Genomic DNA, 13,571 nt, shown 5'->3' on the forward strand with positions numbered 1-13,571 from the left:
GCTACGACCAGGGCGGCGGCTTTGGTGGTGGTGGCAACCAGGGCGGCGGCTTCGGCGGAAGCGGCGGCGGTGGTGGACAGGCTCCATCCGGCGGCTTCGGCGGTGGAATGGACGACGAAATCCCGTTCTAAGCCTAGCGCATTATTCATTAAGGCCCGGTGTGAGTGTGAGCTCATTGCCGGGCTTTTTTGTTTACGGCAGATTTTGTTGAGTGCGTAGATTCTCTCAGCTTGGGAGCTGGTAGAGTTAGGCTTGCAGGGTAGGAGGTTGCTAGAGCAGGATGCTTTGTGTGCGTCTATATAGACGTAGCCACTTGCTTGCAGATCTTATCATAATGTGAGGAAGAGAAATGGTACGCCCAAGGGGAATCGAACCCCTGTTTCCGCCGTGAAAGGGCGGCGTCCTAACCGCTAGACGATGGGCGCACTCTACAGCGTTTTCGCCGTGCGGCGCGCTGTGTGAGGAGGCTTATAGGTTTTCACTAGGATAATGTCTAGTGCTTAAAATTTTATAATTCAAACAATCCACAAATATGAGGATCGCATATACTTTTCTTAATTATGCTTTGATTTCAGCGCCTCAATGCTGATTGAGGCGCTGTATCAGATCCTCTGGGATTACCAGCTTCCGGTGTTGCCCATGGAGAGCCATGGTTCGGCTGGCTCAAGATTTCCGCCTTTTTGCAGCAGTTCGATGGAAATGCCGTCTGGAGAAACGATGAATGCCATGCGGCCATCACGTGGTGGGCGGTTGATGGTGATGCCAGCTGCCTGCAGTTTTTCGCAGGTCTCATAGATGTTATCGACTTCATAGGCGAGGTGGCCGAAGTTGCGACCGCCGGTGTATTCTTCCGGATCCCAGTTATAAGTCAGTTCCAGCGCAGGAGCAGAAGAGGCGTTGAAGGTTTCTTTATCTTCAGGTGCTGCAAGGAACACCAAGGTGAAGCGGCCCGCCTCACTTTCGTGGCGGCGTACTTCTTCCAGTCCGAAAATGGTGCAGTAGAAGTTGAGTGACTCATCCAGATCTTTAACCCGGACCATGGTGTGCAGATAACGCATGTCGAACTCTTTCTTATATGGGGTGGCTCTCAGAACAGGAGCCAGCGGAGGTTGAAGTTGAGCGAAGCTAGCGTGAAAAATGATAAAGGGAAAGGGTGCCTAGTATTTCTGATTTGGGAATATACAAGGTACGTTTTGCAATAGTGTGTATCCGATGATGTGGTGGGCTTTTGAAAGTAACACGGGGTTTCATGGGATAAAATCTTCAGTAGTGTTAGCTATACCCCCTCCAAACTTCAGGTAAATGGTGTTGATAGGACAACACTAACCAAATCAATGGGGGATCATTTAGCTCTTTGTTAATTTTTTACCTTCTTGGCGTCGGGCGTGATGATATTCTTTTCGTGGAATCAAGTGGCGTTCGGTTCTGAATGGACGCTACATTTCAGATGCGGCAAATTTCGGGGCATTCATCATGGTGGTAAAAACGGCGCCTCAGGTAGGCTCTGTCGAGGACCTGGTTGACGATACAGCCTTAGATGTTCTTCAGGTAGCAGGAACAATCAAGTGGTTTGATATTGGGAAAGGCTATGGTTTTGTAGAGCCGGAAGACGATCTGCCTGACGTCTTGCTGCATGTTACATGCTTGCGCAGAGACGGGTATCAGACTGCTTATGAGGGGGCTCGCGTTGTTTGCGAGGTCTTGAATCGTCCACGTGGTTTGCAGGCGATGCGCATTCTTTCCATGGATGAAAGCTATGCGGTTCATCCGTCACAGCTGCCGCCATCCCGCACTCATGTTCAGGTCACGCCAGAGGGTAGCTTTGTTGAGGCTGAGGTGAAGTGGTTTAACCGTGTCAAAGGCTTTGGCTTCCTGACACGCGGTGAAGGCACGGAAGATATCTTTATTCATATGGAAACTCTGCGCCGCTTTGGTATTACTGAGCTGCGCCCAGGCCAGAAGGTTCAGGTGCGCTTTGGTGATGGTCCAAAAGGCAAGATGGCTGCGGAGGTTCGCCCTGTTGGAAATGGCACGCACATTCCAGCATCGCACTAAAGAGATCTGTCTGGTCAGATCACAATATTGAGATTTGCCGATTTCAAGCCCTTGGTGACTTGCCAAGGGTTTTTCTTTGCCTCAAAGCTTAAAGAAAAGAGGTTCAGAGCGAGCGGTATGACGGTTCTTCGATTAGCTTTTCTAGTATTATTAATGGGTGTGACAACGGCGTTTTCAGCAGGCATGCGAACTGAAACGGTTGAGGTTCGTAGCGATAACGGGACGCACGAGTTTCAGGTTGAAGTGGCCGAGACGGCTGATGACAGAGCGCAGGGACTGATGGGGCGGACTGATCTGAAGCCAGATCAGGGAATGTTGTTTATCTTTCCGCAATCGGGTCTTCAGTATTTCTGGATGAAGAATACGCCAACTTCACTCGACATCATCTTTATTGGCTCTGATTACAAGATTAAGAGCATTGCGGCGAATACGGTGCCATTCTCTGAGGAGATAATCCCTTCCGGATTACCAGCAAAATATGTGCTGGAAATTCTGGCGGGCCGAGCAGCTGAGCTTGGGATCAAACCTGGAGATCAGGTTATTCGTATTCCATAAGAATGTTTGAGTTCGCTGAAACAAAAAAGATGCCGACTGAGAGTTTCAGTCGGCATTTTTGTTAGAGGCTGTTTTTGAACTGGAGTTTCTTTTCCCAGTCCAGCGCGTGCTTTACGATTGTCGGCAGATCATCGAACTGTGGTTTCCAGTCCAGATTGCTCATAATCCGGGAGTTGTCGGCCACCACTTTTGGGGAGTCGCCGGCACGGCGTGGTTCTTTTTTGACCTCAAAGTTTACGTCGGATACGGCTTTCACAGCATCAATCACTTGCAGTACGGAATAGCCGTCGCCGTAACCAGCGTTCATGACGATGCTGTCGCCGCCATCGCGCAGTCGTTTTAGAGCGAGGTAGTGCGCACTTGCGAGGTCGGACACGTGGATGTAGTCGCGCACGCCGGTGCCGTCGGGAGTGTCGAAATCATCACCAAAAATGCCGAGATGAGTGCGCTTGCCAAGTGCCGCTTCGCAGGCAACCTTGATCAAATGAGTGGCGTTTTTGGTTGATTGACCCGTGCGACCTTCAGGGTCTGCGCCTGCCACGTTGAAGTAGCGTAATGCGGTGTATTTGAAGTCATGTGCGGCGGCGGTGTCACGCAGCATGAGCTCTGTCATAAGTTTGGAAGTGCCGTAAGGGCTTAAGGGGGTTAGGGGTGCATCTTCAGAAACCGGAATAACTTCCGGATCCCCATAAACAGCAGCCGTAGAAGAGAAGATGAAGTGCTTGATGCCATTCTTCACGCACGCTTCAATCAGTGTGCGTGAAGCTGCCGTGTTATTATTATAGTATTTCAATGGGTTAGAGACGGACTCTGGTACAATAATTGAGCCGGCGAAGTGAATAACTGCCGTGATATCATGATTGCGGAAAATCGTCTGGAGCAGATCAAGATCTGTGATCTCACCTTCGTAAAGTTTAGCGCTCTGCGGTATCGCCCAGTCAAAGCCAGTGGACAGGTTGTCGATGACAACGAAGTCCTCTTTGGCATCGTGAAGGCACCACGTCATATGGCTTCCAATATATCCGCAGCCGCCTGTTACAAGTATGGTCATTGTCTGCTCCAAGACTCTCAAAATAAGTGTGTTTCATAGAGCGCTTCCTGTCGGATCTCTATGCAAAAGAATTAGCCTTGATTATTCGCCCTCAAGAATCTGATGGTCACGTGCGGCCTGTACTTCCAGGAAGACGCGTCCGATCACAGGGTGCGCGCGTTTGATTGTATCTTCCAGCGAGAAAATGACTTCCTCAACGGCGCCCGCTGTGAGTGCGTCTTCAAAATCCAGAGATGCTGCAAGGAGGACGTCATTCGGGCCGAGGTGCAGGGTGCGGATTTCGTTGACGCCTTTAATGGCTGATGGTGCGTTCAGGATCTCACGCACCGATGCTACAAGCTCGTCAGAAGCACTTTCGCCGATGAGGAGGCCTTTGGTTTCAAGGGCGAGCACGAAGGCTGTGCCTGCCAGAATAAGGCCGATGACGACTGATGCTGCACCGTCCAGCCAAATGATACCAAAAGTTTGAGCGCCCCAGATGCCGCCAAGGGCAACAAGAAGGCCCAACATTGCGGCGGTGTCTTCAAACAGAACGGTGAAGACCGTTGGGTCTTTGCTGTCGCGCACCGCCGTCATGAACGGGCGCTTGCCTTTGGTTTTTTGGAATTCTTTGAATGCGACCATCCAGGCCCAGCCTTCGAAGATGATAGCAAGGCCCAGAACGACATAAGCGACAAATGCGGATTCAAGTGGGTGCGGATGGATGATCTTCTGGATGCCTTCGTAAAGCGAGATGCCTGCGCCAACCGCGAAGATCATGATAGCGACGACGAAAGCCCAGAAGTAGATTTCGGAGCCGTAGCCAAATGGGTGTTTCTCGTCAGCAGGCTTTTCTGCGCGCTTCATGCCAAGCAGCAAGAGGCCCTGATTGCCCGTGTCGACGAGGGAATGGATGCCTTCGGACAGCATTGCGGCTGAGCCGGTGTAAGCTGCGGCGCCAAACTTGGTGATTGAAATGAGTGTGTTGCCAGCGAGGGCGGCGAAAATGACCTTCTTGGAGCCGTGGGCAGCCATTCGAATCCTCCATAAAATACAAGGGTGACTTTACGAAGGGGATTTTGGACTTCAAGTCCTATCTCATTTTCGGGAAGGGTGCGCCCACAAGTGCTGCGGGCGCAGAGCTGTTTTAAGAGTGCATCTCGATCAGCGAGAAGATGCCGTCTGCTACGAACTGAACGGACAGGGCCGCAAGGATCACGCCGAAGAGACGGGTGATGATCAGCTGAACAGTTGAGCCGAGCAGTTTGTCGATGCGTGCTGCCAGCAGGAATACGAAGAAGCTGAGTGCGAGCACGGAAAGGAGGACTGCGATCAGGCTCATTTGGCCTGTGAAGCCCGGTGCCTGGCCTGCGAGCAGGATGATGGCAGAGATGGTTGCCGGGCCAGCAATGAGCGGAATAGCCAGCGGGAACACAGCTGTCTGAGACAGGTCTTCCTGCTCAACCACTTTTTCGGCGCTTTCAGCTTTACGCTTCTGGCGATGTTCGAACACCATCTCAGTTGCAATGATGAAGAGCAGAAGGCCGCCCGCAACCTTAAAGGCCGCTTGAGAGATGCCGAGAACTTCCAGAAGCTGGCGTCCGGCAAAGAAGAATGCCAGGAGCGTGACGCCAGAGATGATTACGGCTTTGATCGCAATCTGACGGCGCTCAACACTGCTTGCCCCAGCGGTTACGGCCAGAAAAATCGGTGCCAGACCAATAGGGTCAATGGTGACAAACAGCATGGCAAATGCATTGATCAGAAACTCAATGAGCATTGCGCTTTACCTTGTATGTGGGGTGGGCCCGACTTCGGGCGTTTTTACCCGCAATTCTGCGGTTCTTGAGAGGGCGCTAACAGACAATGTTGTATTTGGCAAGAGTTTGATAGGTTTTTGCACCACCTGAACTGAGCTTAGTATTTTTATGAGGAAGAGCGAGGCTTTTGAGCAACGAAACTGCGTAGAAAGGCCTAGTGACCTGCCACGGATCAGGCCGTGGGGTAAGGTAGTTGTTATTAGGTGTCTTTTCAGGGCTTGTGGCGTTTGGTTCTGCGGTTTGAATCGGCTATAAAGGTGCGGAATTCTGACTTAAATTGATGAGAATAATCCTTGGCAGATCAGGACTTAAGTACACCACCAGGTGGCCTACCCAGCGACATTCGGCCCGTCTCTATCACAGATGAAATGAAGCGCAGCTATCTCGATTATGCGATGAGCGTGATCGTAAGCCGTGCGCTTCCCGATGTTCGTGATGGTTTGAAGCCGGTTCACCGCCGTATTCTGTATTCCATGCATGAAAACGGATATGAGTGGAACAAGCCCTACCGTAAATCCGCCCGCGTCGTTGGTGACGTTATGGGTAAGTATCACCCTCACGGTGATAGTGCGATTTATGATGCTCTTGTTCGTATGGCGCAGGATTTCTCCATGCGTCTGCCGCTCATTAACGGGCAGGGTAACTTTGGCTCGATTGACGGTGACCGCGCTGCGGCGATGCGTTACACCGAATGTCGCCTTGAAAAAGTTGCTCACACTCAGCTTTCCGATATCGACAAAGATACGGTCAATTTCCATGAGAACTACGATGGTTCCGAGCAGGAGCCTGAAGTTCTACCGGCTCGCTATCCGAACCTTCTGGTCAATGGTGCTGGCGGTATTGCGGTTGGTATGGCGACCAATATTCCTCCGCACAACATGGGTGAGGTGATTGACGGCACGATCGCAATGATCGAGCGCCCTGAAATCACTCTGCCTGAGCTGATGGAAATTATTCCGGGCCCTGACTTCCCGACTGGCGGCATTATTCTTGGCCGTGCGGGCATCAAAGCGGCTTACGAGAATGGTCGCGGCTCCGTCATTATGCGCAGTAAGGTGGACACGGAAGAGATCCGTGCCGGCCGTATGGCGATCATCGTCTCCGAGATCCCTTATCAGGTCAACAAGTCTGCAATGATCGAAAAGATCGCGGAACTTGTGCGTGAGAAGCGTATCGAAGGTATCTCCGATATTCGCGATGAGTCTGATCGTCAGGGCATGCGCGTTGTTATTGAGCTGAAGAAGGATGCGGTTCCTGATGTCATCGTGAACCAACTCTATCGCTACTCTCAGCTGCAACAGAGCTTCGGCTGTAACATGGTGGCGCTGAATGGTGGTCGTCCTGAGCAGCTTGCTCTGAAAGACATGCTCAAGGCCTTCATCGCGTTCCGTGAAGAGGTTGTTGGACGCCGTACACGCTTCCTGCTGGCAAAAGCACGAGATCGTGCGCATGTGTTGGTTGGTCTGGCTGTTGCGACTGCGAACATCGATGATGTTATTCATCTGATCCGCACTGCGCCGGATCCTGCGACTGCGCGTCGTCAGCTGATGGAGCGCAACTGGCCTGCAAAAGACATTGAGCCTCTGATTCAGCTGATCGATGATCCGCGTTATGCAATTCAGGAAGATGGCACATTCAAGCTATCTGAAGATCAGGCACGCGCTATTCTGGATCTTCGCCTGCAACGTCTGACCGCTCTGGGTCGTGACGAAATCGGTGATGAGCTGGATAAGCTTGCTGCGGAAATCAAAGACTATCTGGATATTCTGAAGAGCCGTGAGCGCATCCTTGAGATCGTTCGCACTGAGCTTGAAGAAGTTCGTGATGAGTTTGCGACACCGCGCCGAACTGAGATCACTGATGGTGGTGGCGATCTGGATGATGAAGATCTCATCCAGCGTGAAGATATGGTCGTGACCGTCTCTCACTCCGGCTACATCAAACGTGTTCCTCTGGATACTTACCGTGCGCAGCGTCGTGGTGGTAAGGGTCGTTCCGGCATGCAGACGAAGGACGAGGATTTCGTAACCCGTCTGTTCGTTGCCAACACCCATACGCCGGTTCTGTTCTTCTCTTCCCGCGGTATTGCCTACAAGATGAAAGTCTGGCGTTTGCCGCTGGCTGGTCCCCAGGCACGTGGTAATGCGCTGGTTAATATGCTTCCTTTGGAGCAAGGCGAACGCATCACATCTATTCTGCCGCTTCCTGAAAATGAGGAAACATGGGCAGAGCTGGATGTGTTGTTTGCGACCAAGCGTGGCACCATTCGTCGGAACAAGCTCTCTGATTTTGCGCAGATCAATAAGAACGGCAAAATCGCAATGAAGCTGGAAGAGGGCGATGGCATTGTGAACGTGATGACGTCAACCGAAGACGATGATGTTCTTCTGACGACTTCTGCGGGCATGTGTATTCGCTTCCCAACGACAGACGTGCGTGTGTTCTCCGGGCGTAACTCCGTTGGTGTTCGCGGTATCAACCTTGCTGAGGGTGATCACGTTATCTCCATGACCATCCTACGCCACTTCGACTGTGATTCAGAGGAGCGTACTGCTTACCTGAAGCTTTCACGTGCGATGAGTGGTGAAGAGGGTGCTGAGAGCGTTTCCTTTGAAGATGCTGGTATGACCAAAGAGCGTTTTGAGGCAATGGACGAGAATGCAGAAGTCATTCTTACTGTTTCTGAAAATGGTTACGGCAAGCGCACCAGCTCTTACGAGTACCGCACCACTGGTCGTGGCGGTAAGGGTATTGCTGCGATGACTGTGAATGATCGAAACGGTCGTCTGGTTGCCTCTTTCCGCAGTGAAGAGAGTGATGAGATCATGCTGGTGACCAACGGTGGTCAGCTGATCCGTTGTCCTGTTCACGGTATCCGAGTTGCTGGTCGTTCCACACAGGGCGTGATCGTCTTCAACACGTCTGCGGATGAAAAAGTTGTTGCAGTGGAGCGTATTAGCGAAGCTGACGATGATGAAAACGTAGAAGCGGAAGGCGCAAGTGAAGGCGGAGCCGAAAACGGCGAAGCTGGAGCAGTCCCTCCAGCACCAGAGGGCGACGGCGGCGAGACGCCAAGCGCTGAATGATTTGAGAAAGGGAGCTTCGGCTCCCTTTTTTATTGGGTGCCTGAGATGTGAGAAGTGATGTATCGGTTTCAAGTTTTACAAGAAATGCCTATGGTCTTGATTGGGTTTTGAACTTGGAATTTGAAATGACATACGAAGTATTGCGGGAACCACCCAGACTGGAAGATTACATGCGATTGCGCCGCGTTTCTGGTTTAAGCGGCTTTTCTGAAGAGGGTGCACGTAAGGGATTAGCAGCGACACTATTTGGTGTTTCGATTCTTCATGAGGGCCAAACAGTTGGCATGGGCAGACTGATTGGGGACGGTGGCTGCTTTCTTCAGGTGGTTGATATTGCTGTAGATCCTGAACACCAGGGAAAAGGTTTGGGAAAGCAAATTATGGCTGCGCTTAATCAGTTCATTGATGAGATTAAAGAGCGTCCGATATATGTGAGCCTCATAGCCGACGTGCCTGCCAATAAGCTATATGAGCAATTTGGCTTTAAGGAAACAGCTCCAGGTTCCATTGGTATGGCGCGCTCTTTGCGTTCCTGAGCACTTTGGAAGTGCTTTCTTGAAGGCTGAACTCTCACGAGGTGAGGGAGCTTGTAGCTTCTTCGACGTATTGCTGGGCTAAGCTGATCAGAAACAGCTTGAAACACCTAGTAAAAATAGGTTCAATCGCGCAAACGCCCGAGAGGTAAGCGTCATCTTCGATGCTTATGGGGGAGGCATCTAGTGACGCGAGATATTATATGAAGCGCATTGCACTTTATCCGGGGTCTTTTGATCCTATGACGCACGGCCATCTGGACATTCTGGAGCAGTCTTTGGTTCTGGCTGATGAGGTGGTCGTTGCCATCGGTATTCAGGCCTCCAAGGCGCCGTTGTTTTCTTTTGAGGAACGGGTGGAGTTGATCCGTCTTGCTTGTGAAGAACAGTTCGGCAAGGAAAATGCAGCGCGCATTCGCACTGTGTCCTTCACCGGGCTTGTTGTTGATGCCGCTCGAGAGCATGGTTCCAACATTCTGGTGCGCGGGCTTCGTGACTCGACAGATCTCAACTACGAAATGCAAATGGCTGGCATGAACGGTGCCATGGCGCCGGACATCAAGACTGTCTTTTTTCCAAGTTCGCCGGTGATGCGCCCAATTACGGCTACACTGGTGCGCCAGATTGCGAAGATGGGGGGAGATTACAGTTCGTTTGTCCCCAAGTGTGTTGAGGACGCGCTGAAAAAGCGCTTTGAGATTGCTTAAAAACAACGCAACAGGAAAGACTGCCTATTTGATAGGGTTAGACTTTTTTAGCGCGTCGCGTTTATGTGCAATTACGCATCACCGCTAATTAGTGTTTTGTACGCGCATCTTGCTCTTCAGGTCGATTGGGGCTTAGGGCAGTGCGCTTTGGTTAAGACAAGGACAGAAATCTTGCTACGTATCCTGACAGCATGTGCGATGGTTCTGGGCGCATTTATGATGCCTTTTACTGCCAGCGCCAAAGATCTTGAAAACACGATTTATCTGGACCTGAAAGATGGCCGCGTTGAAATCGCGCTGCGTCCTGATCTTGCTCCTGAGCACGTCAAACGCATCAAGCAGCTGACCCGTGAAGGTTTTTATGACGGCATCGTCTTTCACCGTGTGATTGATGGCTTCATGGCGCAGACTGGTGATCCAACCGGCACCGGCATGGGTGGTTCTGAACTGCCAGACCTGAAAGCTGAGTTCTCCAAGGCTCCTTTCAAGCGCGGCACTCTTGGCATGGCTCGCTCCCGCAGCCCGCACAGCGCGAACTCCCAGTTCTTCATTATGTTCAATGAAGGTTCCTGGCTGAACGGTCAGTACACCGTATTTGGTGAAGTGGTTTCCGGAATGGACGCTGTAGACAAGATCAAACGCGGCGAACCTGTTCGTAACCCTGATAAGATCATCAAAATGCAGGTTGCGGCAGACGCCAAGTAAAGGCTATGTCTGCACTCAGACTTATTCTAAGATAAAGGACAGTCCCGTGGCTGATATCAAAGATCCAGAAAACACACTGCTGCTGGAAACCACTCAGGGTAACGTTGTTATTGAACTGCGTCCTGACCTGGCACCTAACCACGTTGCTCGCATTAAAGAGCTGGTACGTGAAGGTTTTTACAACGGCATCGTGTTCCACCGTGTGATTGACGGCTTTATGGCTCAGACCGGCTGCCCACAGGGTACAGGCACCGGCGGTTCTGGCAAGAAGCTGAAAGCTGAGTTCAACGATGCGAAACACGTTCGCGGCACTTGCTCCATGGCGCGTTCCATGGACCCGAACTCCGGTGACAGCCAGTTCTTCATCTGCTTTGGCGAAGCAAACTGGCTCGACGGCCAGTACACCGTTTGGGGTCAGGTTGTTGAAGGCATGGACAACATCGACAAGATCAAGCGCGGTGAGCCAGTTGTAGACCCAGACAAGATCGTTTCTTTGAAGGTTGCAGCAGACGCTTAATTTTGAGCGCATTGCGATTTTTTGAAAAGGCTCGGCAATTTGCCGGGCCTTTTCTTTGCCTGCATGCAAATGGACGCGGCAAGTCTAAACAGGTTGACCTTAATCGCACTAAAGGGTATCCCCCAGTGGCTTCAAGCGTTTGGCTGTGGGATAGGTGACAGTAAGGCCTGCAGGTGACCGGCGTTTGAGCGTAATTCCAATAAGACAGCGGATAAAAGGCGACCACATTTTGTGCGGCGCTGAGATGCTGTTTTGTAAAGCTGGATACCCTATGCTGGTTGATGATTTTGATTTTGATCTGCCGCCGGAAAACATTGCGCTTCGTCCGGCAGTGCCGCGTGACAGTTCACGCTTGTTGGTGGTGCGCCCTGATGGGGAGCAACTGCTAACGGATGATCAGGTGCTGTCTCTACCTGATTTGCTGGAGCCAGGTGATGCACTGGTCTTCAATGATACAAAAGTAATTCCTGCACAGCTCCTCGGCTTTCGCACGCGTGATGGCGTGACAGCAAAAGTTGGTGTGACGCTACACCAGCGTGCAAGCGCGAAAGAGTGGCGCGCCTTTGTACGTCCTGCCAAGAAACTCAAGGTTGGCGATACTGTTCGCTTTGCTTTTGATGAAGAAAGCAAGGATGCGGCTGAGCTTTCTGCAGTTGTGACCGAGAAGTCCGAAGCAGGAGATATCCTGTTTGAGTTTGATCGTTCTGCAGGTGATCTGGACACTGCGATTGCGCAGGTCGGTCACATCCCGCTGCCGCCGTATATCGCAGCCAAGCGTGCGGAAGATGATCAGGACCGTAAGGATTATCAGACCATCTACGCCAAGCATGAAGGCGCTGTTGCAGCGCCAACCGCTGGCCTGCACTTTACAGATCGCCTGTTTGCAGCTTTGGAAGAGCGCGGCATAGAAAAGCACTTTGTGACGCTTCATGTTGGTGCAGGTACGTTTTTGCCAGTGAAAGCTGACAAGACCGAAGATCACAAGATGCACTTTGAGTATGGTGAAATCAGCGAAGAGACTGCCGCTGCGCTCAACGCTGTGCGGGCACGTGGGAACAAGATTGTTTCTGTTGGTACAACCTCACTGCGCATTCTGGAAAGCGCGGTAACGGAAGAGGGGATCATCAACCCGATCTCCCAAAGCACCGACATCTTTATTACGCCGGGCTACCAGTTCAAAGCCATCGATGCGTTGATGACCAACTTCCACCTGCCGCGCTCTACGCTGTTCATGCTGGTAAGTGCGCTGAGTGGTATGGAAGAAATGCGTGCCGCGTATGAACATGCCATCAGTTCTGGCTACCGTTTTTACAGTTATGGAGACAGCTCGCTGCTGTTCAAGAAGGCTTCAAAATGACCGAAACGACTATCGATACACAGCAGGACGCCAAGCCGTTTTCCTTCAAGCTGCTAAAGACCGATGGCATGGCCCGCCGCGGTGAAATCACAACCCCACACGGCAAGGTGCGCACACCAGCTTTATGCCAGTTGGCACGCAAGCGACGGTAAAAGCCATGTACCGCAACAGGTGCGTGATCTGGGCGCTGATGTTGTTCTGGGCAACACCTACCACTTGATGCTGCGCCCAACCGCAGAGCGTATCGCCAAGCTGGGCGGCCTGCACAAGTTCATGGGCTGGGATCATACGATCCTGACCGACTCTGGCGGCTTCCAGGTGATGTCCTTGTCTGGCCTGCGCAAGATGACAGAAGAAGGCGTGACCTTCTCCTCGCATCACGACGGCTCCAAGCACTTCATGAGCCCGGAACGTTCCGTTGAAATTCAGGGTCTTCTGGGTTCCGATATTCAGATGCAGCTGGATGAGTGTATCGCGCTTCCTGCTGAGCGTGACGAAGTTGAGCGCGCTATGCAGCTGTCTCTGCGTTGGGCTGAACGTTCCCGTGCTCAGTTTGAGAAGATGGGTGGCCCACAAAAAGGGCAGGGCCTTTATGGCATCGTTCAAGGTGGTGATGTACCTGACCTACGCATTAAATCCGCGCAAGCTCTCGGTGAACTTCCGATGGAAGGATACTCCGTAGGTGGTCTAGCCGTTGGTGAGCCTCAGGCAGTGATGCTGAAGATGCTGGAAATCACCACACCAGCGATGCCTAAGGACAAGCCGCGCTACCTTATGGGCGTTGGTACGCCTGAAGATATTCTGGAAAGTGTTGCCCGCGGCATCGACCAGTTTGACTGCGTCATGCCAACCCGCGCTGGTCGTCATGGTCTGGCTTATACTCGCTTTGGTAAGGTGAACCTGAAGAACGCCCGCCACTCAGAAGATCCACGTCCATTGGATGAGCTTTCCAACTGTGAAGCAACCTCCAAATACTCTCGCGCTTACCTGCATCATCTGGTGCGCGTTAACGAAGGTCTGGCAGCGATGCTCCTGACCTGGAACAACCTTGCGTACTACCAGTACCTCATGCAGGGCATTCGCGACGCTATCGATGAAGGCCGCTTTGAGGAGTTCCGCCAGAAGACCAAGGAAGACTGGGCTCGTGGTGATATTGAACCTTATGTTTGGTCATAGGACTGTATCTCATTAAACAACAAGAAGGCT

12 protein-coding genes, 1 tRNA gene and 1 pseudogene are annotated in these 13,571 nt (G+C 51.9%); 9 read left to right on the forward strand and 5 right to left on the reverse strand.

Features of this window, described 5'->3' with window-relative positions; genetic code table 11:
* Nucleotides 1–350: 350 nt before the first annotated feature.
* Both JCM12308_RS20850 and JCM12308_RS20855 read right to left on the reverse strand, forming a co-directional pair.
* A tRNA-Glu gene (locus tag JCM12308_RS20850) sits at nucleotides 351–425 on the reverse strand.
* Between the two features lie 192 nt (nucleotides 426–617).
* Nucleotides 618–1,058 carry a VOC family protein gene (locus JCM12308_RS20855; protein ID WP_054784956.1) on the reverse strand — a complete coding sequence of 147 codons (441 nt, stop codon included), beginning with the start codon at nucleotides 1,056–1,058 and terminating at the stop codon, nucleotides 618–620.
* 415 nt (nucleotides 1,059–1,473) lie between these two features.
* On the opposite strand from JCM12308_RS20855, the gene JCM12308_RS20860 reads away from it, so the two are divergent.
* Complete coding sequence (locus JCM12308_RS20860) at nucleotides 1,474–2,055, forward strand: cold-shock protein (protein ID WP_008546686.1); 582 nt, start codon at nucleotides 1,474–1,476, stop codon at nucleotides 2,053–2,055.
* Nucleotides 2,056–2,082: 27 nt separating this feature from the next.
* Complete coding sequence (locus tag JCM12308_RS20865) at nucleotides 2,083–2,610, forward strand: DUF192 domain-containing protein (RefSeq protein ID WP_208608668.1); 528 nt, start codon at nucleotides 2,083–2,085, stop codon at nucleotides 2,608–2,610.
* Nucleotides 2,611–2,671: 61 nt separating this feature from the next.
* Here the strand turns inward: JCM12308_RS20865 and galE are convergent, their stop codons facing one another.
* The 3 genes from galE to JCM12308_RS20880 all read right to left on the reverse strand — a co-directional run bounded on the left by galE (nucleotide 2,672) and on the right by JCM12308_RS20880 (nucleotide 5,420).
* Nucleotides 2,672–3,661 (reverse strand): UDP-glucose 4-epimerase GalE, encoded by a 990-nt coding sequence (gene galE / locus JCM12308_RS20870; protein ID WP_083416392.1) that lies wholly within the window; start codon nucleotides 3,659–3,661, stop codon nucleotides 2,672–2,674.
* A gap of 81 nt (nucleotides 3,662–3,742) precedes the next feature.
* Complete coding sequence (locus tag JCM12308_RS20875) at nucleotides 3,743–4,675, reverse strand: cation diffusion facilitator family transporter (RefSeq protein WP_054784957.1); 933 nt, start codon at nucleotides 4,673–4,675, stop codon at nucleotides 3,743–3,745.
* A 112-nt stretch (nucleotides 4,676–4,787) separates the two neighbouring features.
* Nucleotides 4,788–5,420 carry a MarC family protein gene (locus JCM12308_RS20880; protein ID WP_008546602.1) on the reverse strand — a complete coding sequence of 211 codons (633 nt, stop codon included), beginning with the start codon at nucleotides 5,418–5,420 and terminating at the stop codon, nucleotides 4,788–4,790.
* A 408-nt stretch (nucleotides 5,421–5,828) separates the two neighbouring features.
* Between JCM12308_RS20880 and gyrA the strand changes: the two genes are divergently transcribed.
* The 7 genes and pseudogenes from gyrA (at nucleotide 5,829) to tgt (ending at nucleotide 13,541) form a co-directional block, all read left to right on the forward strand.
* Nucleotides 5,829–8,546 (forward strand): DNA gyrase subunit A, encoded by a 2,718-nt coding sequence (gene gyrA / locus JCM12308_RS20885; RefSeq protein WP_244271980.1) that lies wholly within the window; start codon nucleotides 5,829–5,831, stop codon nucleotides 8,544–8,546.
* 47 nt (nucleotides 8,547–8,593) lie between these two features.
* Nucleotides 8,594–9,082, forward strand: a complete 489-nt coding sequence (locus JCM12308_RS20890; RefSeq protein ID WP_373282398.1) for a GNAT family N-acetyltransferase — start codon at nucleotides 8,594–8,596, stop codon at nucleotides 9,080–9,082.
* Nucleotides 9,083–9,282: 200 nt separating this feature from the next.
* Entirely contained in the window at nucleotides 9,283–9,786 is a 504-nt protein-coding gene (gene coaD / locus JCM12308_RS20895; protein WP_054784959.1) for a pantetheine-phosphate adenylyltransferase, read from the forward strand.
* 198 nt (nucleotides 9,787–9,984) lie between these two features.
* On the forward strand, nucleotides 9,985–10,491 hold the full coding sequence (locus tag JCM12308_RS20900) for a peptidylprolyl isomerase (protein ID WP_014285766.1): 507 nt from the start codon (nucleotides 9,985–9,987) through the stop codon (nucleotides 10,489–10,491).
* Nucleotides 10,492–10,546: 55 nt separating this feature from the next.
* A complete protein-coding gene (locus JCM12308_RS20905; protein ID WP_086003620.1) occupies nucleotides 10,547–11,008 on the forward strand; it encodes a peptidylprolyl isomerase in 462 nt (153 codons plus the stop codon).
* A gap of 271 nt (nucleotides 11,009–11,279) precedes the next feature.
* Nucleotides 11,280–12,365: a tRNA preQ1(34) S-adenosylmethionine ribosyltransferase-isomerase QueA gene (gene queA, locus JCM12308_RS20910; RefSeq protein WP_054784960.1), complete on the forward strand. Its 1,086-nt coding sequence runs from the start codon at nucleotides 11,280–11,282 to the stop codon at nucleotides 12,363–12,365.
* A pseudogene (gene tgt, locus JCM12308_RS20915) lies at nucleotides 12,362–13,541 on the forward strand (tRNA guanosine(34) transglycosylase Tgt). Before queA ends, tgt begins: the two are co-directional and overlap by 4 nt.
* The last annotated feature ends 30 nt before the right edge of the window (nucleotides 13,542–13,571 follow it).

This window comes from Pseudovibrio denitrificans JCM 12308 (genome assembly GCF_001310815.1).
GTDB lineage: Bacteria > Pseudomonadota > Alphaproteobacteria > Rhizobiales > Stappiaceae > Pseudovibrio > Pseudovibrio denitrificans.